We start from the raw sequence: 25,966 nt of genomic DNA on the forward strand, positions 1-25,966 counted from the left end.
CAAAAGGTGGTAAAGATGAAAATTATTATTTCACCAGCAATGAAAATGACAGTTGACCGCGAATCTTTTCCAGCCAAGTCGCAGCCGCAATTTTTAGCCCAAGCACAAGAATTAGCTGCTTTTTTAAAAAAGTGCAGTTTTAATGAATTACAAAAAATCTGGCAGTCAAGTGAACGTATGACTAAGGAAGGCCAAAGACAAATAAATGAGCTTAATTTAAGCCAAAAAGATGGCCTGACTCCAGCAATCATCTCATATTCTGGCATTCAGTATCAATATATGGCGCCTGATCTGTTCACAGCACCTGCGATATCTTATTTACAAGAAAACGTCCGCATCTTATCCGGATTATACGGCGTTCTACGTCCTTTTGACGGAGTTTGGCCCTACCGTTTGGAAATGAAAAATAAAGTTACAGGCTTTAAACAACCTGACTTATATCAGTTCTGGGGAGCAAAAATTGCTGACAACCTTTTTGATGAAGATCAGATACTCATTAATTTGGCTTCAAAAGAATATTCTCGTAATATCAGCCCTTATGTGACAGCAGGCAGGCAAATGATCACCATTAATTTTCAGGAAAAGAAAAATGGTCAGTGGAAGACGGTTGGTGTTCACGCCAAAATGGCTCGTGGAGAAATGGTCCGGTATATTGCGGAAAAGCAATTGACCAGGCCGCAGCAGCTACGTGAATTTACTGATTTTGGTTTTGCTTTTATGCCCGATTTGAGTACTGCTGCTTCTTATGTTTTTAGGACGGAATATGATTTTAAGCGGCGGTAGAACAAAAAGATATTTGGGACAAAGCACACTAAGTAAGATTATGAATGAGGGGATAATATGAAAATAGTTTTTGTACGACACGGCTTAACTGATTTGAATAAGATTGGCCGCATGCAAGGGTCATCATTTGATCACGATTTAGATGAAATTGGTCAAAAACAGGCAGAGACAGCCGCAGCGAATTTTGATCCTGCACCTTTTGACGTCGTTTTTTCAAGCCCATTAAAAAGGTCGTTAACAACCGCTAAAATTTTTACCAAGGGTCAAAAAGAAATTAAAATTGATCAACGCCTGACGGAAATTAATTTCGGAGAATGGGACGGGCAATTTTTAACCGCGCTGGGGCAAAAATATCCCGATGCAATTGATCCTTGGGGTAAAGCGGCTGCTGACTACATTAAATATGCACCCAGTGGCGAGTCATTTACGGCGCTTAACCGCAGGTGCGGCAGTTTTATGACTGACATGGAAAAGAATTATCTGGATAAAAAAGTTTTAGTATTTTGCCATGGCACCTTAATTAGGATGATGTTTGCCCACTGCTTAACTAATGGCGACATGAATTGCTTTGAAACTATGGCTAATTGCGCATTAGCTAAAATGTCCTATCGTGACGGCATTTACAGGTTGAATTACTATAACCGGATATTGACATTTGAATAAAAATAATAGGCCTTGAAGTAAGGCCTTTTTTGTTAGTGCATTTTAATTGACTAGAGCTAATAAAAAAATTATTCTGTAATAAGTGACACGGTGTCACTTATTAAAATTAGAAGGTAAATGAAGAGATGGTTAAGGCGACTTTTATTAACTTGCCGGCAAGCAAGAAAAAGATAATCAAACAGTCTTTAGTAAATGAGTTTAGTACCTATCCACTAGCAAAGGCGCAGGTGGCACGGATTGTTGCTCAAGCAGGTATTGCGCGTGGCGCATTTTATAAATATTTTACCGATTTAAATGATGCTTACCAGTATATGTATGGGATTGCCATTAAGGCGATTCATTCACCGGTTGAACTAACTTCGGCTTTTGAGCCGCAGCAATATTACCAGAATGTAGCCGATTTTATTGAAAAGGCGCAACAAAGTTCTTATGCAGGTCTGATTAAAATGCACATTTTGTACAACGAGAATTCAGTGGGTCAACCTTTTCCCCGAGAATTGATCACTAAATTAGATCCGCAAAATTGGAGTGCAATGGTTCTTAGTCATGCGACAATCCGCTTGGTGATGGAAAATCCAGAACAAGAAAAAGAGGTTATGGCTCGCTTTAAGGTCAGTTTAGAACTATTAAAAAGGGGAACAAATTAATGTTTTTAGCAATTAAAGAAATAAAGAGAGAAAAGCTGCGTTACGGACTAATCATTTTGATGATTTTTTTAATTAGTTACCTTATATTTGTCCTTTCGTCTCTGGCAGTTGGTTTAGCCAGTGAAAATACGCAGGCATTAAAGTCTTGGGATGCTCAGAAAGTCATTTTAAATAAAAATGCGAACGTTAGTATGAGCCAGTCAGTTTTAACTAAAAGTGATTTAGCAAAAACTACTTTAACTAAAAATGAAGCACTGGTGGGACAAATACCAGTAGTAGTTAAGAAATCCGGAAGGCCGCAAATCTCAGCGCAATTTATTGGTGTCAAGAAAAACCAGTTCATTTATGATGATCAAGAATTAATTGCAGGCAGAAAAGCCAAAAAGAACTATGAAGTTACTGTGGATCAAGCTTTTAAAACTAAGGGCTACCAATTAGGCGATCGCTTAGAGTTAAATGGTTCAAGCAAGAAATATCGCATCGTTGGTTTTGTCCAAAATGCTAAAATCAACATTGCCCCAATTGTTTATGGTACATTGCAGTCGTGGAAGAAGCTGCGGCAAGGATTGCCGACTTTAAGGGCATCGGCTATTATTTCACGTGATCATAATTATAAATACAATCACAAGGACAGTAAGACATATCCCATTGCGCAATTTATTAAAAAGCTTCCGGGCTATACCGCACAAAATATGACATTCGAGTTAATGATAGGTTTCTTATACGTTATTTCACTTATCATAATTGCCGTCTTTCTTTATATTCTAACGATGCAAAAAATGCACAATTATGCAGTGATGCGGGCACAGGGGATTCCGAGCAGCACGTTAGTTAAGGCAACAATCAGTCAAGCGTTGATTTTAGTTTTAGTTGGATTAGTTATCGGGTTAGTGGCTATGGCGGTAACTGTCAAAGTTTTACCAGCTGCAGTGCCTATCAGTTTTACCCCGGACATCATTTTGTCGGGTACGTTGGGATTACTGCTAACTGCAATTATTGGCAGCTTAATTCCAATCAGATCAATTCTCAAAGTAGATCCAGCACAAGCAATAGGTGAGTAATATGGCAATTATTGAATTGAAAAATGTTCAAAAAGTATATGGTAAAGGTGCCGCAGAAGTAACAGCACTCAATAACGTAAATTTTAAGGCAAATTTAGGTGAAGTGGTATTAATCATGGGGCCTTCAGGCGCTGGTAAAAGCACCTTTTTAACCATTGCAGGCTCTTTACAAAAGCCAACCGCAGGAGAAGTGATAGTTAACGGTCAAAATATTGCAGATATTTCTGCTAAAGACAGCGACCGTTTACGTCTGACTCAACTTGGCTTTGTATTGCAGGCTTATAATTTAGTACCATTTTTAAAGGTCAAAGAACAGTTTGAATTAGTTAATAAGGTGAAAAAAACAGGCAATATCAATGAAGAAACGTTACAAAAATTGCTCAAACAATTAGGTATCAGTTCATTGCTTGATAAGTATCCCGCTGAATTATCTGGTGGACAGCAGCAGCGCGCTGCTATTGCCCGTGCACTTTACGCTAATCCTCAAATTTTATTGGCCGATGAACCTACAGCTTCTCTAGACAGTAAAAATGTCAGTGAAGTGGGGCAACTTTTTCAAAACTTGGCTAAAGACTATCACAAGGCTATTCTACTGGTAACTCATGATCCTAGACTCAAGCAATACGCAGATCATATTTATGAAATGATGGATGGTGAGATTAAGCAAAAAGTTTAGTTATTAAATTATAGCTATAAAAATAACACTATAAAAATAACACTATAAAAAATAACCATAGAATAGAATTTAATTAAAAGCAAAAAATTAGCTAAACTTTTTTTCTCAGTAGTAATTTTATTATTTACAATAAAACTATTTTATCCGGATTTTTGTTATTAATTAGAATTAACTATTTAAAACCGAAATTTTATAGAAAATCACACATTTCTTTTATATTATAAAAAGTACTTTGCTCTTGACAAAGCACTTTTAAATTTACTATTCTTATATGTGAAAAGAAAATGTTATTTTTTGAGATAAGATAACTGGAAAAATTAAAAATAAAATTATTAATTTGTTTTTTAACTATTTGAGTAAATTACTAGGAAATAATAGTTTCTTTGCTAAAATAACAAAAAGTTATTTTTTTGTATATGTTTTTGTTTGGTATAATTTTTATTTTATTTTATTAGTGGCAATCAGAAAAGCTACTATAAATAGATCAATTTATGTAGAGGTACAAATATGAATGATGTCCCTGAAGATAAGTCGATTGAATTATCAACCGATTATCAAAATCACAGTATTAATATGAACTTTTCAGACAATCTGACAGAAGATTCTGAAGTAGGCTATATTCTTTCTGCTGCTTTCTTTTCTTTTTGCGCTGCTCAAGGTTTGAGCAAAGATGAAGTAAGCGACATGGTTTCACAGTATTACGATGAGTTTATAGAAAATAATGGAGAATAATTTTCTTCATTAAAATATGTATCATTCGGCAATAATTTGATTGTCGGGAAATAGCTGGTTTTTGTTAGGAATAACAGTACGTTTTAAAGTTAATCAAGGAATACCAAAATGGCTAGAAAAAAAGAAATAGGAAGAAATAAAATTTTAAGCATTGCCTATAAGATGGTTGTTAAAGATGGTATTGAGAGTTTGACTGCCCGCAATATTGCCAAGGCAGGGCATTTTTCAACGCAGCCTTTATATCTTGAATTTAACAGTATGGAAGACTTGCGCAAAGAAGTATTGCGTAAAATTGCGGACAATTTAAAGAATAATATTTTGCAGAAAAGGTATACGGATAAGCCTTTAATTGATATGGATTTATCTTATATTGATTTTGCCAAGGAACAAGAAAACTTGTTCAGAGCAATGTTTGTTGATGGTAAATTCGGCAGTAAGATAATTGCTGATACTTTAATTGACTTTGGTGTGGAAAAGTTCAGGGAACAATATCCTAAGACTAAATACCCAGAAGACAAGATAAGAAGCATTATCATTGCCAATTGGATTACTACTAGCGGTATCGCTTCACTACTCGTTAATAAAATAGCAACTTTTACCCAAACGCAGATCATCAATGTTTTAACAGCTCAAATTAATGATGCCATTTTAAATGATTGGCTCAGTAAGACTAATAAAGTTTCATTATTTAAAACTGGCGAAGCGGAAAGCAAAAGTAAAAGCAAGAAGTAATTCTTAGTGTTTGCAGAGTGCTTATAATGTACTAAATCAACCATTTTACAGAAATTATCTATATAAATCTTTTTAAGAGCAGGAAAATGTTAAAAGCATACGGATATGCTATAATTAATCTTGAAATTAGTTTCTGAAAGGTGGTTTTTATGAAAATTCTTGCATTATCTGGCTCAAATGCCAATAATTCATTTAATGAGGCATTGCTTAAATTTATATCTAAGCAATTTGCCGACAAGTATGATTTTAAACTGGCAACAGTAAAAGGGTTGCCAATGTTTAAAGAGGGCGAAGATGCTCCAGAATCTGTTCAAGCTTTGACAAAAGAAATTGAAGATGCCGATTTAGTATTAATTGGTTCTCCTGAGCAGCAACACTCTGTTACTAGTGCGTTAAGTAGTGCTTTAGAATGGCTTTCTTGCGTGACTCATCCGTTTAAGAATAAGCCAGTTGTGATTGTTTCTACTTCACCAATGCCACAAGGTGGTTCTCGTTCACAAGGTCGTTTAAAGAGCGTGTTGACAGCACCTGGTTTTGATGCCCAAGTCTTTAATGATGACGAATTTATGTTGGGAGTCGCACCAAAGCAATTTGACGAAAACGGTAATTTGACTAACAAGGAATCTGTTGAATTCTTGGGTCATTTCTTCGACGAAGTTGATAGTTGGTACGCACAAGTTACTAAGTAGGAGGGTCGAGAATGAAAATATTAGCAATTGTTGGTACAAATGCATCTTTTTCATATAACCGTTTTTTAGCACAATTTATCGCTAAGCGTTATGCTGATAAAGCAGACATTGAAGTAAAAGAAATAGATAAGTTGACACCATTCTGCAGAACAGAAATGGCTGATGATACTATTAAGGCTTGGATTGAAGAAATTAAGAGCGCTGATGGTATAGTAATTACTACACCTGAATATGATCACACTATTCCTGCTCCGTTAAAGAGTAGTCTTGAATGGTTGGGTTCACATGCTGGTCCTAATGTTATGAAGATGAAGCCAGTAGCTGTTGCTGGTGTATCATACGGTTCACAAGGTACTGCTCGTGCTCAAGAAGATATGCGTGAAATTTTGCTTTCACCTGATATGAGCGCAAATGTTTTACCTGGTAACGAAGTTTTAATTGGTCAAGCTCCAGATAAGTTCAATAAAGAAACTGGTGAATTGACTGATGAAGCAACCATTAAGCAAATTGATGGTATGATGGACAACTTCTTCAAGTTTGTTGAACAAGCACATAAATAAACTTTTGCTAGATTGATTAGCAGAGAGTAAAATAACCGGATAGGAGTGTCCTATCCGGTTATTTTTGTTTGAAAGGAAGTTGGCATGTCTAAACCTGTTGTTCTGCCTCTTAAATCTGTGCGTAATCCCCGAGATTTAGGGGGATATATTGGCTTTAATGGGCGCAAAATTAAAGCACACCGGTTATTGCGGTCTGGTAATATTAGTCAGATAACTGCTGCCGACCAGCGTTTTTTGCTTGATTACGGTTTAACTAAAATTATTGATTTGCGCTCGCCAGCAGAATGCAAGGCAAACCAGGATCGCGATCTACCGGGCGTTACGCATTACGAGTTTCCGCTATCTGTTGAAGATAATACTGGTGGTCATGGCTTGGATATGAGTAAAGAATTCGCCAAATACCGTCGTGATCAATATGCTGGGTTTGATATGATGTGCAGGCGATACCGTGAACATATCAACAATAAGCAAGCTCAGCGCAGTATCCATCAAATTGTAAGTGTCGTAGCTGATACTGCTGATGGTGCAGTTTTGTATCATTGCTCAGAAGGCAAGGACAGAACAGGTTTAGTAACGGTGGTGCTTTTGTATATTTTGGGTGTTGATCTAGAAGTAATTAGACAGGACTACCTTTATTCAAACTATATGCTGAATAATTATCGTCACGTTCGGGATGAGAAATTTAAAGCAGCGGGAGAAAATGATAAGTTTCGTGCCAATATGCGCATTCTTGGTTCAGTAGCTAATGCTTTCTTTGATACCAGCTTGATTACAATTAATGATAATTTTGGCGGTATTGATTCATACATATCTAATCAACTGGACATAAACGCAGAAATGCAAGAAATGATGAGAGAAAAATATTTAGAGGATTAGGGATAAGATTATGATTAAAACTTTAGCTTTAGAACAACAGGTAGGACAACATCATGCTTTAGGAACGTCAATTACTTTACAAGTTTTTGGAGCCAGAGATAAGAAAGTAATTAACGATTCTTTTGCCTTAATTGACCATTACGAAGATATATTGACGGTTAACCGTGATGAATCAGAAGTAATGGATGTTAATCATGCTGCTGGGAAGAAGGCTGTGCAAGTTTCCAGCGGCACTTATGATTTGATTAAGCTTGCCGTAGAGGAAAGCCGGGAAAACTTTGGCTTTAATGCTCTTATTGGTCCGATAGTTAAATTGTGGTCAATAGGCTTTAAAAATGCTCATGTACCAGAGCCTGAGCAAATTAAAGAGAGAATGAAACTGATTGACCCTTATAGCGTTGACTTAAATGATCTTGACCAGACAGTTTATCTGAGAAAGGCTGGGATGGAATTAGACCTTGGTGGTATAGCTAAAGGCTGGATTGCTGATCGAATCAGGGATTTGTGGCGTGCTTATGGTGTGCACGCTGGAATTATTAACCTTGGCGGCAATATCTTGCTAGTTGGTGATTCTCCTAAAAGAGCCAATGGTCAGTGGTCAGTCGGGGTACAGGATCCAAAAGAGCCCCGGGGCAAAAATATTACTTCTGTCATGGTACCGCAATGTTCAGCTGTTACTAGTGGTACCTATGAACGCTACTTAGAAGTTGCCGGTCATAAGTATCATCATTTAATTGATCCCCGTACAGGCTATCCAGTTGAAACAAATTTAGCAGGAGTCACTACATTTACAAAAGATTCTGTTGAAGCTGAAATTGAATGTAAACGGTTGTTTTTTGCGGGTAAACCTCTTGCGGGTTGGCATGACGACCCCGACCGCATTGGTGCCATCTTTGTGTATAATGATGAACACATTGAGTATGACAATTTTCAAAATTGATAAATAAAAAAGTGCCTCAAAGGCACTTTTATTTTGCCGTTATTTGCTGCAATTTAAGCAGCGGTACGACTAATACTAAAAATACTGTTAAAGAGACCGTTGGATAAACCGGGAGTGTTGTAGATAATGAATCTAATGAAGGAAGAATCAAGGGTTTGCTGAATGAACCACGGATTCTGTAAGGCGTTAAGCATTGATAATATAATGTAGACAAAGAAATAACTGGCGAACAAGGACACTATCGCGCCTAAAACGCTGTCCAGCAGATTGCCAAAATTGGTAGCATGGGGGTTTTTATTTGGCACCCAGCCTTTAAAAACCTTAACAATCATTTTGCCTACAAAAACGATCACGAAAAACGCTAAAAAGCGAAACAACATCAGGTTGGTACCGGGAGTTAAAGTGGTCTGAATATTTTGCCCTGTTATCTGACTGTATAGCCAATTGCCGACTGGATTTTGAAAAAGAATTGCGGCAATAAAAACAACAGCAGCAAAAATCAAATTAATAATTAATCTGGTAAAGCCGGTTTGAAAACCTTTGTAGGTTTTTAGTGCCAAGTAGGCCAGAACAATTAAAGTAACTATCATATTTATCTCCTTTGACGATATTATAGCTTATTTTATTCGTTTAGACTTTGACGACAGTCGAAAAATATTTCATAATTAAAGGGATGCATTGACTTTACATTAAGCCAATTTTAGCGTTAAATTTAAAGGGTGTGAAACAAGGTTTCACGGGTGAAAAATGAATCCTGAACAGTTTGTCCAAGAATTATCAAAACGTAATTTTAAATTAAATAAAAATCAAATCAACCAATTTAACCAATACTTTAACAGTCTAATTGAGGCCAACAAGCACGTTAACCTCACGCGAATAACTGCAGAAGATGATGTTTACCTCAAACATTTTTATGATAGCATCACGCCGCTTTTGGCCTTTAGTACGGTTTTTAAGTCAAGCAGCTCTTTATGCGATGTTGGTGCAGGTGCCGGTTTTCCTTCAATACCATTAAAAATTATGTTGCCAGAACTGCAAGTAACAATAGTTGATTCTCTTGGTAAAAGACTGAATTTTTTGCAGGATTTAATTGCACAATTGGGCTTAAAAGATGTTGCTTTAGTGCATGGCAGAGCAGAAGATGTTGGTCAAAATAGCCGCTACCGTGAACAATTTGATATTGTTACTGCTCGTGCTGTAGCCAACATGGCAGTTTTAAGTGAATACTGCTTGCCACTTGTCAAAAAAGGCGGCAATTTTATCGCCCTCAAAGGTCCAAAAGCAGAAGATGAATTAGGAACTAGTAAAAAAGCGTTGAGCATTTTAGGTGGTAAAACTGCAGCAGTTAAACAGCTGCAACTACCCCAAAATGCAGAAGAACGCACGCTTATCCTAATAGAAAAAGTAAAGGCAACGCCTAAAAAATATCCGCGGCAGGCGGGAACGCCTCACCGTAAACCAATACATTAAACAGGGGGACTCGAAATGTCATTATTTTCTTCTTTGCGTCATCATGAAGAAATTCCTAAAAGTAAACAAATTCAAGATATTGAGTTAAGTAAAATTAAACCTAATTCTTATCAGCCACGACATGAGTTTTCCGAGGAATCAATTCGTGAATTAGCTTCGACTCTTGATAAAGAAGGCTTACTGCAGCCGATTATTGTACGTGAAAAAGATGACAATTACGAAATTATCGCTGGTGAACGCAGACTAAAGGCAGCTCAACATCTGGCATGGGAAAAAATTCCAGCAATAGTCAAGAACATGGATGACAGTCAAGCAGCGTCATTAGCTTTAATTGAAAACTTGCAAAGAGAAGATTTAAATCCAATTGATGAAGCTCAGGCCTACAATAATTTGATGAAGTTAAATAAGCTCACGCAAACCACATTGGCGCAAAATATTGGCAAGTCCCAATCTTATGTCGCTAACAAGTTGCGTTTACTCAAGTTAACGCCAAAGGTGCAAAGCTATTTAGCTAGTGGTGAAATTTCACCGCGTCATGGACGCTGTTTAGTTGGACTGAGTGAAAAAGATCAGAGCCGCGTTCTTGATGAAATCTTAGCAAATAACCTGAATGTTAATGACACTGAAAAAATTGTCAAAAACGTTGACCAATATTTTGCTGGCAAAAAAAATCAGGCGAAAGAAAAAGAGCAGTCTGAGCAAACGAACAGGTCGGTTAATCGTATCCCTAAGGACTTAAAAGTACAAATAAATACGATTAAGAAGGCAATTAAGCTTGCCCAACAATCAGGCATCAAGGTCAAATTTAAGGAAAACAACGATCCTGATGATTATATGATTACAATTGAATTGAAAAGAAAGTAGGAAGGCATGGAAAATATGGTGAGTGTAATTTCGGTTGCTAACCAAAAAGGTGGCGTCGGTAAAACGACAACCACAATTAATTTAGCAGCTTCAATTGCGGAACGTGGGTACCAAGTTTTAATTGTAGATATTGATCCACAAGGTAATGCAACTTCTGGATTGGGAATAGAAAAATCCGAGATTGATCAAGATATTTATAGTGTGTTGATTGACGATGTTCCTCTTAAAGATACGATTTTCCATACTTCTACTAACCGCCTCGACATAGTCCCAGCAACTATTAATTTGTCAGGAGCTGAAACAGAATTAATTAGCATGATGGCACGGGAAACCCGCTTAAAGTCTGCTTTAGACACAATTAGTGAAAATTATGATTTTATTTTTATTGATTGTCCACCGTCTTTAGGACAACTGTCGATCAACGCTTTTACAGCATCAGACTCAATTTTAATTCCTGTTCAAAGTGAATATTATGCTATGGAAGGTCTAAGTCAGCTACTCAACACCATTAGGTTAGTCCAAAAACACTTCAATAAAGACTTGGGTGTTGAAGGTGTTTTGCTCACAATGCTGGATGCACGGACTAATTTAGGTGCTGAAGTAGTCAAAGAAGTACGCTCCTATTTTTCTAATAAAGTATATAAAACTATTATTCCGCGGATTACCAAATTGGCGGAAGCGCCAAGTTATGGTGAAGCAATTACAGAATATGCTCCTAATTCCCGCGGAGCTGAAGTTTACGACGATTTAGCCAAGGAGGTGTTAAAGAATCATGGCAAGAAACTCAAGAAATAAGGAAACCAAAAAGCATGGTGGTCTCGGTCGCGGCATCGAAGCGCTGTTTGAAGACGAACCTCAGATCGAGGACAACGAAGAAGAAATTCAGGACCTTAATTTAAGCGATATTAGACCTAATCCCTATCAACCACGTAAAAATTTTGATGATAAGTCACTGAAGGAACTGGCTGATTCTATTAAAGAAAATGGTGTCTTTCAGCCTATAATTGTGCGTAAGTCTATTAACGGCTATGAAATTATTGCCGGTGAAAGACGGTTTAGGGCTTCGAAGATGGCCAAGAAAGGCACAATACCTGCTATAGTCCGTGATTTTAGTGAAAGTCAAATGATGGAAGTGGCAGTGTTAGAAAACTTGCAACGTGAAGATTTAACACCGCTTGAGGAAGCTCAAGCTTACGAAATGTTGCAAAAAAACTTGGGCCTTACCCAAGAAGAAGTTTCTAAGAGAATGGGTAAATCTCGTCCGTATATTGCCAACTACCTACGTTTATTGACCTTACCTAGCAAAACTAAGCATTTGTTGCAACATGGTGATCTTTCAATGGGTCAAGCGCGGACCCTGTTAGGTTTGAAAAACAAAGATAAAATTGATGAAGTGGCTAAGCAAGTGGTTAAAGAAGGGATGCCAGTCAGAAAAGTGGAAGCTTTGGTTGCTAACCTTAATTCCAAAAAGCCCCGCAAGAAGACTGTTAAAAAATCCGCTTTTATTCGGGCCACAGAGCATCAATTAGCGGATAAACTAGGATCTAGTGTCAATATTTCTGAAAATAAAAAGGGCAGCGGTCATTTGTCAATAGGATTTTCATCAGTTGACGAATTGAACAGAATACTTGATGTTTTGGGAGTAGATCTTGATGAATAAAGAAATCTCCTATAATTTAGCTGATACTGTACTCATGAAGAAACCTCACGCTTGTAAGACTAACGATTGGGAAGTTTTGCGTTTAGGAGCAGATATCAGATTAAAATGTATGGGATGTGGTCACATTGTAATGATGCCCAGATCTAAATTCACACATAATCTGAAAAAAGTCTTAACTAAAGCAAATGATCCCGTTAATGTTAAAAACGAGCTTTATGTACCTAAAAGTGACATAGCGCGACCAAATTTTAATCAAGATAATAAATAGTTTTTGTTAAAGAAAGAGGATAAAAATGTCATTAACTGCTGGGATTGTTGGGCTACCAAATGTCGGCAAATCAACATTGTTTAATGCTATTACCAAAGCTGGTGCGGAGATGGCCAATTACCCATTTGCTACAATCGAACCTAATGTGGGCATGGTTGAAGTTCCAGATAAAAGACTGGCAAGGATTCAGGAATTAATTCCTGCTAAAAAGATTGTTCACACTACTTTTGAATTCACCGATATTGCTGGTTTAGTTAAAGGTGCTTCCAAAGGAGAAGGCCTCGGCAACAAGTTTTTGGAAAATATTCGTCAAACTGACGCAATAATTCATGTTGTGCGGGCTTTTGAAGATGATAATATTACTTCTGTTACCGGTAAAGTTGATCCAGAAGAAGATATTAATACTATTAATTTAGAACTCGCAATTGCCGATTTAGATGCTGTTAACCGCCGGATTAATAAGGTTAAAAAGATTGCCCAGCAAAATGATAAAGAAGCTAAAGCTGAATTTAATGTTTTACAAAAAATCAAGCCGGTTTTAGAAGAAGGCAAGGCTGTACGCTCCATCAGTTTTAATGAGGACGAGCAAAAGATCGTGAAAGGTTTGTTCTTGTTAACAGATAAGCCTGTGATTTATGTAGCTAATATTGCAGAAAGCTCAATGGCTGAACCTGAAAAAGATCAGTATTACCAAATTGTTAAAAAGCACGCTGAAAGTGAGAATGCTGAATGCTTAGGTATTTCTGCTGCTACTGAGGAAGAAATTGCTGGTTTAGAAGATGATGAAAAAGCTGAATTTTTAGAGGCAGAAGGCGTAACCGAATCTGGACTTGACCGTTTAATTCGTGCAGCTTACCACATTTTAGGACTCAGAACATTCTTTACAGCTGGTGGACCAGAAACGCGAGCTTGGACTTTTCATGAAGGAATGAAAGCTCCACAAGTTGCGGGAGTAATTCACTCTGACTTTGAGCGGGGTTTTATCCGCGCAGAGGTAGTTTCATTTACTGATCTTGATCAATATGAAACTATGCAAAAAGTTAAAGAAGCAGGTAAATTACGTCTTGAAGGTAAAGACTATGAAGTTCAAGATGGTGACATTATTGAATTTAGATTTAACGTTTAGGAAAAAATAATGGCAGAAAAGAAAACTGAAAAGCAGACCGAACAAGCTAACATAGATATAAATAAGCAACAAAAGCTTAAAGAGAAAGTAATCAACCAAAACAAGGATGATGAAGTTAAGCAGATGACACCCGCTGAATTACGTAAGCAACTCAGCAATAAGAACTCCGATTACGTTTTTCGTTTGCAAAAAGAACTCGAAGCTCAGGGAAAAATGAGCAGTGAAGATGCACAAAAGCGCATTGATGCCCTTTTAAGTGATTTAGTAGTTGCCCAGCGTCATGGACAACCTGCTAGCACTTACTATAATATGTCTCCTAAGTTAAAAGCAGCAGACATGTTGAAGCCTAAGAAAAGAAAAGCGTCAGATATACCATTTTGGCAATATGCTACGGATAATGCAATGTTTTACACCGCCTTATTCTTTGGACTTTTTGGTTTAGTAGGCTTGTTCCAAAAAAATGAAAAGTATAATCCACAGACGGGTGTTCTGACTTTGCTGGTTATTGGTGTAACCTTAGGAGTCTTCATGACTAAATATAATGATTGGGTTGTTCCCAGTACCGGTAAGACTAAGAAGATACCGTGGTCCAAGTTTATTTGGAGTTCTATTTTGTTAATGGTAGTTCTCTTTTTATTCCTCTACATCGTCTCAATACCAGCGTTTCGCATTATTAATCCTGCTTTGCCTGCTATATATAACCTCATTATTGCAGCTGCAGTTTATGGCATTCGGTGGCTCTTTAGGAAGCACTACCAAATTATTGGTTCCGCCTTTGCTCCAGCTGATAGGAGCAAATAAAGTGTTTTTTGTCAAGAAAAGAGCTATACTTAGATAACTATATATTTTAAAGGATAAATAGATTTATCGTAGGTCTATTTATCCTTTTTAAACTGAATTCACTTACGAAATTAAGCAAATGCAGTAAAAATCAGAAAGGGGTATTCAATGATTAATACGCTGCGTAAATCAATTAGGCAGTATAAAAAACTATCTTTACTGTCGCCTTTATTTGTTACTGGTGAAGTTATCATTGAAATGTTAATACCGTATTTAGTTGGTATTTTGATTGATAATGGAATAATGAAAGGGAACATGGACTATATTACTAAGAGTGGTATAGTTTTGCTGGTGTTAACCCTGGTTTCACTTATTTTAGGTTCAGGTGCCAGTTACGCTTCCGCACATGCCGCAGCTGGATTTGCCGCTAATTTACGTAAAGACATGTTCTATCATGTGCAGGATTATTCTTTTGAAAATATTGATAAATTTTCAAGTGCCAGTTTGGTAACGAGAATGACGACTGATGTTAACAACATTCAGATGTCTTACCAAATGCTAATAAGAATTGCAGTCAGAGCGCCAATGATGTTGCTGGTTTCAATAATTATGTCTGTTATCGTCAGCCCGCGGTTGTCACTGGTTTTTGTTGTGGTTGCACCCATTTTTGTAATTCTTTTGGGCTTGGTTATCAAGAGTGCCAGCAAGTATTTCCCTAAAATCTTCCGCGGTTACGACCGCATGAACCAAGTAGTTAGGGAAAATATCCGCGGTATCCGTGAAGTTAAGACTTATGTGCAAGAAGAAGCGCAGACTGTTAAATTTAAAAAGTCAGCCGGCTTTATTTATAAGTTATTTGCTACAGCACAGAAAATTATGTCGCTTAACTCAATGATCGTTATGGCGGTGTTAAACATTTCCAACTTGGCTATCTGCTGGTTTGGTGCAAAAGAAATAGTTGGCGGTAGTTTGCAAACCGGTCAACTGATTTCAATGTTTTCATATTCCAACTCCGTTTTGGGCAGTTTGAATATGCTGGCTATGATTATTACCCAGTTAGTTGTTTCAGGTGCTAGTGGTCATAGGGTTGCAGCAGTCGTCAATGAGAAACCTTCAATTGAAAATCCACGCAAGCCATTAAAGCACATGAACAACGGCGAAGTGATTTTTGATCATGTAAACTTTAAGTATGATCCAGATGATAAAAACCTGGCCTTGAATAATATCAACCTCAATATTAAAACTGGTGAAACGATTGGTATTATTGGTCGGACAGGTTCTTCTAAGTCAACGCTTGTGTCAATGATTCCGCGTCTTTATGACACAGATTCAGGGGCCGTGCGGGTAGCGGGGCATAACGTGAAGTCTTATGACCTGAAGACCCTGCGTGATAACGTTGCTATGGTTTTGCAGAATAACGTTCTCTTTTCCGGTACTATCAAGGAAAATTTGAAGTGGGGTAATGAAAACGCCACTGATGAGGAGATTATTGCTGCAGCCAAAGTTGCTCATGCTGACGATTTTATCCGCGAAATGCCGGATCAATACGATACAATGGTTGAGCAAGGTGGTAATAATGTTTCTGGAGGACAAAAGCAAAGAATTACTATTGCGCGGGCATTATTGAAAAAGCCTAAAATCTTAATACTGGATGATTCTACTTCTGCAGTGGATACACAGACTGAACGGCAGATTCGTGAGGCTTTAGGTCAGAATATGCCAGACACAACCAAGATTATCATTTCTCAGAGAATTGTATCTATTAAGGATGCAGATCGCATCATAGTAATGGATGAAGGAAAAATCCAGGACATCGGTACACATGATGAATTGATGAAACGTAACGATTTATACAGTTCAATCGCTAAGTTCCAAGAAGAACAAAAGAAGTAGGTGATTAATTTGGATAAAGCAGTAGAAAATAATAAAACTAAGAGTACGGCAAAGCGTACGAAAACTCTGGGACGTCTGCTCAAATTAGTTGCCAGTACCAGTCCCTGGATGCTCATTACTTCAAGCGTTGCGATTATTTTAACCGCCGCAGCAAATGTATTAGGGTCATTATTTATTGAGCGTTTAATCAATGACTATATCATTCCGCTTACTAAAGAGGCTCAACCTAACTTTGGTCCGCTTTTACATGCAATTGCCGTGATGTTTGGTTGCTATGCTATTGGTTTTATTTCCAACTATCTTTTTGCCGTATTAATGGCGGTTTTAGCGCAAAAAGTACAGTTCAGGGTTCGTAACGAAATGTTCGAACACATGGAAAAATTGCCTATTTCATATTTTGACGAAAATGACTACGGCGATATTATGAGTCGCTACACTAACGATATTGATACGTTAATGCAGATGATTTCACAGTCAATTCCGCAATTTATGAACTCAGTATTAAACTTAATTTTTGTGTTAGGAGCAATGCTGACCTTAAGCTGGCAATTAACTATTTTTACATTAGTTGTTTTTGCACTTTCGATCATTATCGTCCGCTTCTTAACTGTCCGTTCTTCACATTTCTTTAAATTGCAACAAAAGGAATTGGGACAAGTTAACGGTTATAATGAAGAAATGCTTAATGGTCTTAAGGTTATCAAGGTCTTTAGTCATGAACCAGAAGTCGAAGAAGACTTTAATGCTTACAACGAATCTTTAAAAGAAGCTGCAGGCAAGGCTAACACTTACGCCACAGTTTTATTCCCAATTATGGGTAACATGGGCAATTTGCTGTATGTTTTAATTGCAGTCTTAGGTGGAGCGGTTGCTATCAATCGTATTGCCCCGCTTTCTCTCGGTGTAATTGGTGCCTTTTTACAGTTATCTAAACAGTTTGCTATGCCAATTGCTCAGATTTCACAGCAGTTGAATTCTATTGTGATGGCCTTAGCTGGTGCTGAAAGAATTTTCAATTTAGAAGATCAACCAGTTGAACTCGATGACGGTGACGTCACTATTACCAAAGATGAAAACGTCAAGGGTGCATGGCACTGGAATGTGCCGCAAAAAGACGGTTCTATCAAGAAAATTACGGTTAAAGGTCATATTGTGTTTGACCACGTTAACTTTGGTTATTCACCGAATAAACAAATTCTGTATAATATTTCCATTGATGCTAAACCAGGTATGAAAGTAGCATTAGTTGGTGAAACCGGTGCTGGTAAAACCACTATTTCAAACATGATCAATCGTTTTTATGAAATTAATTCAGGAACGATCACTTATGATGGTATTCCAATTAGCAGGATAAAAAAGGATGATCTGAGACGGTCATTATCAATAGTTTTGCAAGACACTCATATGTTTACCGGAACGGTGATGGACAATATCCGCTTTGGTAATGCTGAAGCTAGTGACGATGATGTTTATCAAGCAGCCCACTTATCTCATGCTGATGAATTTATCCATCATTTGGATGAAGGCTACAAGACTATTATTGACGGTAACGGTGGCGATTTATCCCAAGGTCAAATGCAACTGCTTAGTATAGCGCGGGCAATGATTGCTGATGAACCAGTGATGATTTTGGATGAGGCAACTTCAAGTATCGATACGCAAACTGAAAAATTGGTTCAGGCGGGTATGGATAATTTGCTTGCCGGCAGAACCAGCTTTGTTATTGCACACCGTTTATCAACAATAATTAACTCGGATTTGATTTTGGTCTTGGATCATGGTCATATCATTGAAGCTGGTAATCATGATCAGCTCTTAAAGAAAAAGGGCTACTATTACGAGCTGTATACGGGTAAAAAAGAAATAGAATAAGTAAAAATATTCCTAGTTTTTAAATGACTGGGAATATTTTTTTGTGTCTATTAAGACTATAAGCAATTATTACTTTTAAAATATGAGTTTGTGTTATGGTAAAACAAAAGAATTTAACAGACTAGAGCTATTATTATTTTAGTTATTAACCTAAAAATTGACGTAAAGCGAAGGAATTAAGCAATGAATCAAATTATACAAATCTTAAGTGAACGCAAGGGTGATCTGGGAATTGCCTTATTGCAGCATTTACAAATATCACTTCTTTCATTGCTAATTGCAATGGTAATAGCAATGCCGTTAGCTTTTTGGGCTGTAAAACATAGCAAGGCAGCAGAATTTTTACTGCAAGTTGCCAGTATTCTGCAAACAATTCCTTCTTTAGCATTGCTGGGTTTATTAATTCCGCTAGTCGGCATTGGTACAGTACCCGCAGTAATTGCGCTTGTAGTCTATGCTTTATTGCCAATTTTTCAAAATACCTATTTAGGCTTAACTGAGATTGATCCGGCACTGGAAGAAGCCGCGGACGCATTCGGGATGTCTCGCATGCAAAAATTGCTCAAAGTGGAATTGCCGTTAGCAATGCCTACTATTATTTCGGGTATCAGAACTGCTTTGGTTTTAATTATTGGCACCGCCACTATGGCTGCTTTAATTGGCGCCGGCGGTCTTGGTAGCTTTATCTTGCTGGGAATAGACCGCAATAATACTGGGTTAATAGTAATTGGTGCAGTTTGCTCTGGCGTTTTGGCTATTACCCTAAGTGCTTTAATTAAGTGGTTAGAACATGCCTCTGTCAAAGCAGCTTTGGGTATTTTGTTGGTCAGTGTCTTGTTTTTAGCAGGCAGCGGTATTTATGAAGCTGCCGCAAATCAAAAAGAAACTATTACTATTGCCGGTAAACTGGGATCTGAACCTGATATTTTAATTAATATGTATAAGGAATTAATTGAACAAGGGGACCCTCACGTTCAAGTTACTTTAAAACCTAATTTTGGTAAGACCACTTTTTTATTCAGTGCTTTGAAAAACGGTAAGATAGATATCTATCCGGAGTTTACGGGGACTGTTTTGGAAACTTTTGCTAAAACTCCAGTCAAAACAGCAGGTTTAACCGAAAAAGAAACTTATGAAAAGGCCAAAAATTTAATGAATAAACAGGATAAGCTCACACTGCTTAAACCGATGGCCTATGATAATACCTATGCTTTAGCCGTTAAAACATCATTTAAAAAGAAAAATCATTTGGCCAAAATAAGTGATTTAGCAAACATTACCAATCAATTAAAGGGTGGCATGACGCTAGAATTTATTGATCGTGATGATGGCTTTAAAGGAATCAAAAAATTATATCAAATTGATTTCCCTGTCAAATCAATGGAACCGGCATTGCGTTATCAGGCAATTGACCAAAATAAGGTTAATATTGTTGATGCCTACTCAACAGACAGTGAATTAAGGCAATATCATTTAAGTATCTTAAAAGATGACAGGCATAATTTCCCGATTTATCAAGGTGCACCTTTAATGAGCAATGATTTTGCCCGTAAACATCCCCAAATTGTCCGCAGTTTGAATAAGCTGGCCGGTAAAATAACTGAAAAACAAATGCAAGAGATGAACTACAAAGTAAATGTTAAAAACATGGATCCGGGACAGGTAGCGCATGACTTTTTAGTGAAACAGCATTTGCTTAAGGAGAATTAAAATGACTTCAGCGATTAAATTTGAACATGTAAAAAAATCTTTTGCTGATAAAGTAGTGGTAAATGATCTTAATCTTGATATTCAGCAGGGTGAGCTTTTTGTTCTTGTGGGCAATTCTGGCAGTGGGAAAACTACTTCTATTAAGATGATTAACCGTTTAGAAGACCCTAATGGTGGCCGCGTTTTAGTCAATCAGCGTCCTACTACTGAATATAACGTGCAAAAATTGCGCTGGCAAATTGGTTATGTGTTGCAACAAATTGCTCTTTTTCCTAATATGACGGTTGCAAAAAATATTACCCTAATTCCTGAAATACAGGGAGACAAAGGCAATTTAGCAGAAACTGCTGCCAAGTTACTACAAGAAGTGGGGCTGAATCCAGAGGAATATGCTAAGAGATATCCTCATGAATTATCTGGTGGTGAGCAGCAGCGAATTGGTATTTTACGGGCAATTGCTTCTAAGCCGCCGATTGTTCTAATGGATGAGCCCTTTAGCGCCCTTGATCCTCTTTCTCGTGCCAATTTACAAAGCTTGGTAGTTGATCTGCATAAGCAACTGCACAATACCATTATTTTTGTTACCCATGACATGAATGAGGCTTTACGTTTAGCTGATAGAATCGCCATTATGAAAGATGGGCAATTATTGCAGGTTGATCAGCCTCAGGAAATATTGCGGCATCCGGCAAATAAGTATGTCAAGGACTTTTTCAAGGGCAGTCTTGGTAATGACTTGTATGAAACACCTTTAAGGCAAGCCGCTTTGTTTAATGAATTTAAGCAGAAAGAAACAGCAACACTAGCATCTATGACTAAGGTTAAAGCTGATGAGAAACTTGCCAAGGTCTTAGCAATCTTAAGTGAACAAGAAGAAGTTGCCGTGCAAAATGAAAATGGCGCATTTTTAGGTTTCGTTGATCGGCAATGGCTTGTGGCATACTTAAATGGTATTAATAAATTAAACTAAAAAATGAGCTGGAGTTTTTCCAGCTTTTTTAATAAAACGATAAAGTTGTGCCTGAATATTAGTAGTTTGTTACAAAATTGTCTAAAATATTAGACATAAGTTCTGCTACACTATATTTAGTAGACTACAAAAATAAAACAAATATAATTAATAAATAAAAAGAAGGGAAATAAGCCCTATGAAAATTTTAGTTGTCGATGATGATAAAGAAATCGTCGAATTGTTAAGTATTTACCTTAAAAACGAAGGATACACTCCCGTTGTCGCCTATAGCGGCAAGGAAGCAATTACCAAGCTGACGACTACTCCAGATATTGCATTGATGATTTTAGATGTCATGATGCCTAATATGAGCGGTATTGATGTTATTAAAGAAGTACGCAAGGATTCAGATATTCCTATTATTATTGTATCAGCCAAAACCGGCGATATGGATAAAATTCAGGGATTAATTACTGGAGCCGATGACTATGTGTCTAAACCATTTAATCCGTTAGAGGTAATGGCGCGTGTTCGTTCACTATTACGACGTAGTCAAAAGCAGGTTAAAGACGATGAACCTGATATTTTAGAGGTAGGGCCACTAATTATTAACCGTGATTCTCACGAAGTTAAAACGATTGATGGTCAGGATATTCAATTAACAGCTTTAGAATTTGGTATTCTGTACTTATTAGCCAGTCATCCTAACCGCGTATTTTCTGCTGATGAGATCTTTGAACGAGTTTGGCAACAAGAGTCAATTGTTTCCGCTAAGACTGTCATGGTACATGTTTCGCACTTGCGCGATAAGATTCAAAAAGCGACTGGCGGCGAGGATGTCATTCAGACTGTTTGGGGTGTAGGCTATAAAGTTGAGGCTTAGCTAAATGAAAAAAGAACGGGTCAAGCTGACAGCTGCTGAAAAGAGTGAGTTGTTTGCTGAAGGTGTGATAACTGTTATTCTGCTCCTGCTATTAAACCTGTCAGTAGTTATTTTAATCAACTTGACAATTTTACAAAATAAAAACCTGGTTAATGGCATTTATTTTTTAAAAAGGACTATTACTTTTGCTGGTGGACGCCACTTATGGTCATGGCAGAATACCTTTATCATTTTTATGGGAGTTGGTGACTTAATCGTTCTTTATTGGCGGTTAATTCGGCGTTACCACCAAATGCAATTAAGGCACGTTATTTCCGAATTGCATTATATTGCTAAAGGACATTTTGACCATACCATATCCTTTAAGGTTAAAACCGATTTGCAAAAGGTTATTGATTCAATCAATTCACTGGTTGACAGTACCGTGAATGCAATTAATGAAGAAAAAGCAATTGAAAAGTCTAAAGACGAACTGATTAGCAATGTTTCTCATGATATCAGGACACCTTTGACTTCTATTATCGGTTATTTGGGACTACTTAAGTCGGGGGTGTCGGATCCAGCAGATCAACAAAAATATCTTAATATTGCGTATATGAAAGCAGAACAAATGAAGTCGCTGGCTCACGATCTGCTTGAATATACTACGTTAAAATCAACTAGTACCAAACTAAACTTGTCTTCTTTGCATATTTTTTCTATGTTAGAACAAGTAGCAGCTGGTTTTGAATTCGAAGGTCAAGAAAAAGGGATAGTGTTTAATATTGAAGCCAGACCGAAGAATTTAACCATTGAAGCTGATGCGGAAAAGTTGGTTCGTGTTTATAACAATCTAATTACCAATGCTTTAAAGTACGGCACCGGTGCCACGCAAATTAACCTGATTGCCAATTTAGTTAATAACAATGAGGTAGAGTTACGCGTAGAGAATAATGGTGCCCAAATTCCGGCTGATTCGCTTAAGAAAATCTTTGAACGTTTTTACCGGGTGGAAGGTTCACGAAATACCCAAACCGGTGGTACAGGACTGGGATTATCAATTACCAAAAGTATTGTTGATTTACATCATGGTAAAATTCGCTGTGAATCTGATCAGGATTGGACCCGTTTCATTATTTGCCTGCCATTAAACTTAAAGAGTGAGCAAAACCCCGGCGCAGCTGTGGTATAATTTTGACTGAGATAATAAATAGAGGAGTATAGCATGAGTATTTCTTTAAATACCTGTATTTTAATTTTAAAAGAACACCATCTGCTTAAGTCCAGCGCAGTTCAAGATACTGTTTCATCTAAAATGGAATATGTGTCTTATGACTCACGCGATGTTCAAACGAACACACTGTTCTTTTGTAAGGGAGCCGGCTTTCGCCCCACATACTTATCAATGGCAAAAGCTAATGGTGCTAACTGCTATGTAGCTGAACAGCCTTACCCAGAAGGTAAAGGAATGCATGCGCTAATTGTGCGCAATGTTTCAAAGGCAATGGCTTTGTTATCCGCTGCCTTTTTCCGTTTTCCGCAAGATGATCTGTTTGTAGTAGCGATCACGGGTACAAAAGGTAAGACGACCACGGCGTACTTTTTAAAAGGGATGCTGGATCAAATGAATGGTGGCAAAACCGCTTTAATTTCATCTGTTAATACTGTAGTAGGACCAGAAAAAGAAGATACTTTTAAATCAAGTTTGACTACGCCCGAATCATTAGACTTGTTCCGTGATATGAGAACAGCTGTTGATAATGGCATGACCCACATGGTTATGGAAGTATCGAGCCAAGCATATAAGAAAAACAGAGTATTTGGTTTGACCTATGATTTAGGTTTCTTTTTAAATATTTCTCCAGATCATATTGGACCAAATGAGCATCCTAACTTTGAAGATTATCTGCATTGCAAATTGCAGCTATTGGTTAATGCACGCAAGTGCATTATTAATGCTCAAACTGATCGTTTTGCTGAAGTTTATGCTGCGGCCACAACAACTACTGATCCAGACAGTATTTACTTATTTGCTGATGAGAAATTTACTAATCCAGATTTAAAACAGACGATTGATTTTCGCTTTGCAACTGAGGAGCTGGACATGGTGCGGACTAAATTCCAAGTGCTGTGCGTAACTCCTAAAGCAAAGAAGCTGAATATCAGTGGTAACTACCAGTTGAAAATGTTAGGTGACTTTAACGAATCTAACGGCACAGCTGCTGTAATTGGAGCAGGATTAGCGGGGATGAATCATGATTCCGCTGCTAAAGGCATTAGTCAGGTTACGGTACCTGGGCGGATGCAAACCCAAGTTACCAAGGACCACGGTGTGGTAGTTGTAGATTATGCTCATAATGAAGCGTCAATGATGGCACTAATGGGCTTTATGCAACGTGAATTTGATAATCCTAGGATTATTGTGGTTGTGGGCGCACCCGGTGATAAGGGCGTGTCGCGGCGTCCAGGATTTAGTCATAGCTTAAATGCGTTTGCCGATAAGGCCTTTTTAACCACTGATGACCCAGGGTTTGAAGACCCACAGGAAATCGCCCAGGAAATTGATGCTGGAATTGATCATTCTAAGGTTGACGTCACAATTGAATTAGATCGAGAAAAGGCAATCGCAGATGCTATCAGTATGTCTAAAAAGGGCGATATTGTTCTTATCTGTGGTAAAGGAGCAGATGGTTATCAAAAAGTGCGCGGTGTAGATACGCCATATCCTTCCGATATTACGGTTGCGCAACAAGTAATTGCTAAATTAGAAGGCTAAAAAACTTTAACGATTAGAAAAGTTGGTATAATGAAAAATTTTTTTACTATTATTGGTGGAATGGGCACTATTGCCACTGAAAGTTTTGTGCGTATGATTAATCATCGCATTAAAATTACTAAGGATCAGGATTATTTAAATTATATTTTAGTGAATGATGCACAAGTTCCCGATCGCACCACTTATATTAAAGATCACAGTAAGCCTAATTTTTTTAATGCCTTACGTGATGATGTTTTGCAGCAAGCGCCGCTAAAGCCTGACTTTTTTATCATGCCATGTAATACTGCTCATTATTTTTATGATGATCTGGCAAACTTAACTGATGTTCCTTTCTTAAATATGATGCGTATTGCCGTGCATAAGTTCTTAGTCGATTATCCCAATGAAAAAAAGATCGGATTAATTGCTACAGAAGGGTCTATTTATGACCATTTATATGAAGATGAAATTAAGCATGTAGGTCGCGAAGCTGAGCTTGGCGGTCCAGAAATTCAACCAATGGTTACCGAATTGATCTACTCGAATATCAAAGAAAAGGGTGTAGTTGACAAAGAACTCTATCACCGGATATTGCGTACAATGCACGATCAATACGGTTGCAATGTGATTTTGCTTGGTTGTACGGAATTATCACTGGCTCAGGAAAAAGCGCCAGATCACCCTTATAATGTAATTGACCCGCAAGTTACTATTGCCGATGTTGCAATTGAACTGGAGTTGCAAATACGCTCAGGGATGGATCCACAAACAGTGGTTAAGAAGTATTTGTATTAAGGTAATAAGCTGCTTAAAGAAGTTTAAAAAGATTAATAACCTGAAGTGACCCCCCAAATTTAGGACAAATTTGGGGGTCACTTCAGTACACATCAAAGGTTCATGCTTTTTTTGTTTGGTCGTATTTTAATCGGTCATGCAATATTAATATACAGCAGGGGTAATTTTCCCTTGGCGTTGAAAAAGGTGCTAAACAAATCGGGTTTAGCACCTAATAATAAATATGAGATAGCTAGTCCCATGCTCTTAGCGCGAGAGCTTTACTAACATCTACTCACGTTATAACCGATTTTGGGTCTAAGTAAAAAGTTTGCAGCAAAGCCAATAAGGATTAGCTACTCTGGGGTAAATCTTGGAAAGTGGCGAGAGCTATGCTAGCAACAAATGGCAGTTTGGCAGTCACTATGGTATGTTTACCAGTAATTGCGCACGTATTATGCAAAATGATTGATCGGTATTTTTTTATGAAAGGTAGTAAATAAGCTGAAATGAAGCAATTGGTCTAATTGTGAAATTACCAGGTAACGAAAAAAGGGAAGGCTGTTAAATCAGTCTTCCCTTTTGCTATACGACTTCAAATTCACAAATAATTATTTG

General features: G+C 37.5%; 27 protein-coding genes. 26 read left to right on the top strand and 1 reads right to left on the bottom strand.

Going from position 1 to position 25,966, the window contains the following annotated elements:
- Window positions 1-15: 15 nt before the first annotated feature.
- The 11 genes from yaaA (at window position 16) to JF73_RS01365 (ending at window position 8,359) form a co-directional block, all read left to right on the top strand.
- Complete coding sequence (gene yaaA / locus JF73_RS01315; RefSeq protein WP_046326673.1) at window positions 16-783, top strand: peroxide stress protein YaaA; 768 nt, start codon at window positions 16-18, stop codon at window positions 781-783.
- 57 nt (window positions 784-840) lie between these two features.
- A complete protein-coding gene (locus tag JF73_RS01320) occupies window positions 841-1,446 on the top strand; it encodes a histidine phosphatase family protein (protein WP_046326675.1) in 606 nt (201 codons plus the stop codon).
- 125 nt (window positions 1,447-1,571) lie between these two features.
- The gene (locus JF73_RS01325) at window positions 1,572-2,093 is read left to right on the top strand and encodes a TetR/AcrR family transcriptional regulator (protein WP_046326677.1); all 522 of its coding nucleotides are present in this window, start codon (window positions 1,572-1,574) and stop codon (window positions 2,091-2,093) included.
- Window positions 2,093-3,154 (top strand): ABC transporter permease, encoded by a 1,062-nt coding sequence (locus JF73_RS01330; RefSeq protein WP_046326678.1) that lies wholly within the window; start codon window positions 2,093-2,095, stop codon window positions 3,152-3,154. Before JF73_RS01325 ends, JF73_RS01330 begins: the two co-directional genes overlap by 1 nt.
- A 1-nt stretch (window position 3,155) precedes the next feature.
- Window positions 3,156-3,830 (top strand): ABC transporter ATP-binding protein, encoded by a 675-nt coding sequence (locus JF73_RS01335; protein ID WP_046326679.1) that lies wholly within the window; start codon window positions 3,156-3,158, stop codon window positions 3,828-3,830.
- Between the two features lie 507 nt (window positions 3,831-4,337).
- Complete coding sequence (locus JF73_RS01340; RefSeq protein WP_038521078.1) at window positions 4,338-4,562, top strand: hypothetical protein; 225 nt, start codon at window positions 4,338-4,340, stop codon at window positions 4,560-4,562.
- Window positions 4,563-4,670: 108 nt separating this feature from the next.
- Entirely contained in the window at window positions 4,671-5,294 is a 624-nt protein-coding gene (locus JF73_RS01345; RefSeq protein WP_038521081.1) for a TetR/AcrR family transcriptional regulator, read from the top strand.
- 149 nt (window positions 5,295-5,443) lie between these two features.
- Window positions 5,444-5,983, top strand: a complete 540-nt coding sequence (locus JF73_RS01350; protein ID WP_038521084.1) for an NADPH-dependent FMN reductase — start codon at window positions 5,444-5,446, stop codon at window positions 5,981-5,983.
- 11 nt (window positions 5,984-5,994) lie between these two features.
- On the top strand, window positions 5,995-6,543 hold the full coding sequence (locus JF73_RS01355; protein WP_038521087.1) for an NADPH-dependent FMN reductase: 549 nt from the start codon (window positions 5,995-5,997) through the stop codon (window positions 6,541-6,543).
- 84 nt (window positions 6,544-6,627) lie between these two features.
- Complete coding sequence (locus tag JF73_RS01360; protein WP_046326680.1) at window positions 6,628-7,419, top strand: tyrosine-protein phosphatase; 792 nt, start codon at window positions 6,628-6,630, stop codon at window positions 7,417-7,419.
- A gap of 10 nt (window positions 7,420-7,429) precedes the next feature.
- Entirely contained in the window at window positions 7,430-8,359 is a 930-nt protein-coding gene (locus tag JF73_RS01365; protein WP_046326681.1) for an FAD:protein FMN transferase, read from the top strand.
- Window positions 8,360-8,412: 53 nt separating this feature from the next.
- On the opposite strand, the gene JF73_RS01370 is transcribed toward JF73_RS01365, so the two are convergent.
- Window positions 8,413-8,949 carry a CvpA family protein gene (locus tag JF73_RS01370; protein WP_046326682.1) on the bottom strand — a complete coding sequence of 179 codons (537 nt, stop codon included), beginning with the start codon at window positions 8,947-8,949 and terminating at the stop codon, window positions 8,413-8,415.
- A gap of 157 nt (window positions 8,950-9,106) precedes the next feature.
- Here JF73_RS01370 and rsmG point away from each other — a divergent pair, with 157 nt between their 5' ends.
- From rsmG to JF73_RS01445, 15 genes are all read left to right on the top strand, one after another.
- Entirely contained in the window at window positions 9,107-9,829 is a 723-nt protein-coding gene (gene rsmG / locus JF73_RS01375) for a 16S rRNA (guanine(527)-N(7))-methyltransferase RsmG (RefSeq protein WP_046326683.1), read from the top strand.
- Between the two features lie 15 nt (window positions 9,830-9,844).
- Window positions 9,845-10,693 (top strand): nucleoid occlusion protein, encoded by an 849-nt coding sequence (noc, locus tag JF73_RS01380; protein ID WP_046326684.1) that lies wholly within the window; start codon window positions 9,845-9,847, stop codon window positions 10,691-10,693.
- A gap of 15 nt (window positions 10,694-10,708) precedes the next feature.
- Window positions 10,709-11,488 carry a ParA family protein gene (locus JF73_RS01385; protein ID WP_046326685.1) on the top strand — a complete coding sequence of 260 codons (780 nt, stop codon included), beginning with the start codon at window positions 10,709-10,711 and terminating at the stop codon, window positions 11,486-11,488.
- Window positions 11,466-12,353: a ParB/RepB/Spo0J family partition protein gene (locus tag JF73_RS01390; RefSeq protein WP_046326686.1), complete on the top strand. Its 888-nt coding sequence runs from the start codon at window positions 11,466-11,468 to the stop codon at window positions 12,351-12,353. Before JF73_RS01385 ends, JF73_RS01390 begins: the two co-directional genes overlap by 23 nt.
- Window positions 12,346-12,621, top strand: a complete 276-nt coding sequence (locus JF73_RS01395; RefSeq protein ID WP_038521111.1) for a DUF951 domain-containing protein — start codon at window positions 12,346-12,348, stop codon at window positions 12,619-12,621. The genes JF73_RS01390 and JF73_RS01395 overlap by 8 nt, the downstream gene beginning before the upstream one ends.
- Before the next feature lie 25 nt (window positions 12,622-12,646).
- Window positions 12,647-13,747, top strand: coding sequence for a redox-regulated ATPase YchF (gene ychF / locus JF73_RS01400; RefSeq protein ID WP_046326687.1), 1,101 nt, complete (start codon window positions 12,647-12,649; stop codon window positions 13,745-13,747).
- Between the two features lie 9 nt (window positions 13,748-13,756).
- Window positions 13,757-14,548 (top strand): DUF1129 family protein, encoded by a 792-nt coding sequence (locus JF73_RS01405; RefSeq protein ID WP_046326688.1) that lies wholly within the window; start codon window positions 13,757-13,759, stop codon window positions 14,546-14,548.
- 147 nt (window positions 14,549-14,695) lie between these two features.
- Complete coding sequence (locus JF73_RS01410; protein ID WP_046326689.1) at window positions 14,696-16,420, top strand: ABC transporter ATP-binding protein; 1,725 nt, start codon at window positions 14,696-14,698, stop codon at window positions 16,418-16,420.
- Between the two features lie 9 nt (window positions 16,421-16,429).
- Window positions 16,430-18,292 carry an ABC transporter ATP-binding protein gene (locus JF73_RS01415; protein ID WP_046326690.1) on the top strand — a complete coding sequence of 621 codons (1,863 nt, stop codon included), beginning with the start codon at window positions 16,430-16,432 and terminating at the stop codon, window positions 18,290-18,292.
- Window positions 18,293-18,475: 183 nt separating this feature from the next.
- Window positions 18,476-20,002, top strand: a complete 1,527-nt coding sequence (locus JF73_RS01420) for an ABC transporter permease/substrate-binding protein (RefSeq protein WP_046326691.1) — start codon at window positions 18,476-18,478, stop codon at window positions 20,000-20,002.
- Between the two features lies 1 nt (window position 20,003).
- Window positions 20,004-20,972: an ABC transporter ATP-binding protein gene (locus JF73_RS01425; protein ID WP_046326692.1), complete on the top strand. Its 969-nt coding sequence runs from the start codon at window positions 20,004-20,006 to the stop codon at window positions 20,970-20,972.
- Between the two features lie 178 nt (window positions 20,973-21,150).
- Window positions 21,151-21,837, top strand: coding sequence for a response regulator transcription factor CroR (gene croR, locus JF73_RS01430; protein ID WP_038521131.1), 687 nt, complete (start codon window positions 21,151-21,153; stop codon window positions 21,835-21,837).
- A 4-nt stretch (window positions 21,838-21,841) separates the two neighbouring features.
- Complete coding sequence (locus tag JF73_RS01435; RefSeq protein ID WP_046326693.1) at window positions 21,842-23,008, top strand: sensor histidine kinase; 1,167 nt, start codon at window positions 21,842-21,844, stop codon at window positions 23,006-23,008.
- Between the two features lie 33 nt (window positions 23,009-23,041).
- Window positions 23,042-24,592 carry a UDP-N-acetylmuramoyl-L-alanyl-D-glutamate--2,6-diaminopimelate ligase gene (locus tag JF73_RS01440; RefSeq protein ID WP_046326694.1) on the top strand — a complete coding sequence of 517 codons (1,551 nt, stop codon included), beginning with the start codon at window positions 23,042-23,044 and terminating at the stop codon, window positions 24,590-24,592.
- Between the two features lie 30 nt (window positions 24,593-24,622).
- Window positions 24,623-25,369, top strand: a complete 747-nt coding sequence (locus JF73_RS01445) for an amino acid racemase (protein WP_046326695.1) — start codon at window positions 24,623-24,625, stop codon at window positions 25,367-25,369.
- Window positions 25,370-25,966 lie beyond the last annotated feature (597 nt).

This window comes from Lactobacillus helsingborgensis (assembly GCF_000970855.1).
In the GTDB taxonomy this organism is placed as follows: domain Bacteria; phylum Bacillota; class Bacilli; order Lactobacillales; family Lactobacillaceae; genus Lactobacillus; species Lactobacillus helsingborgensis.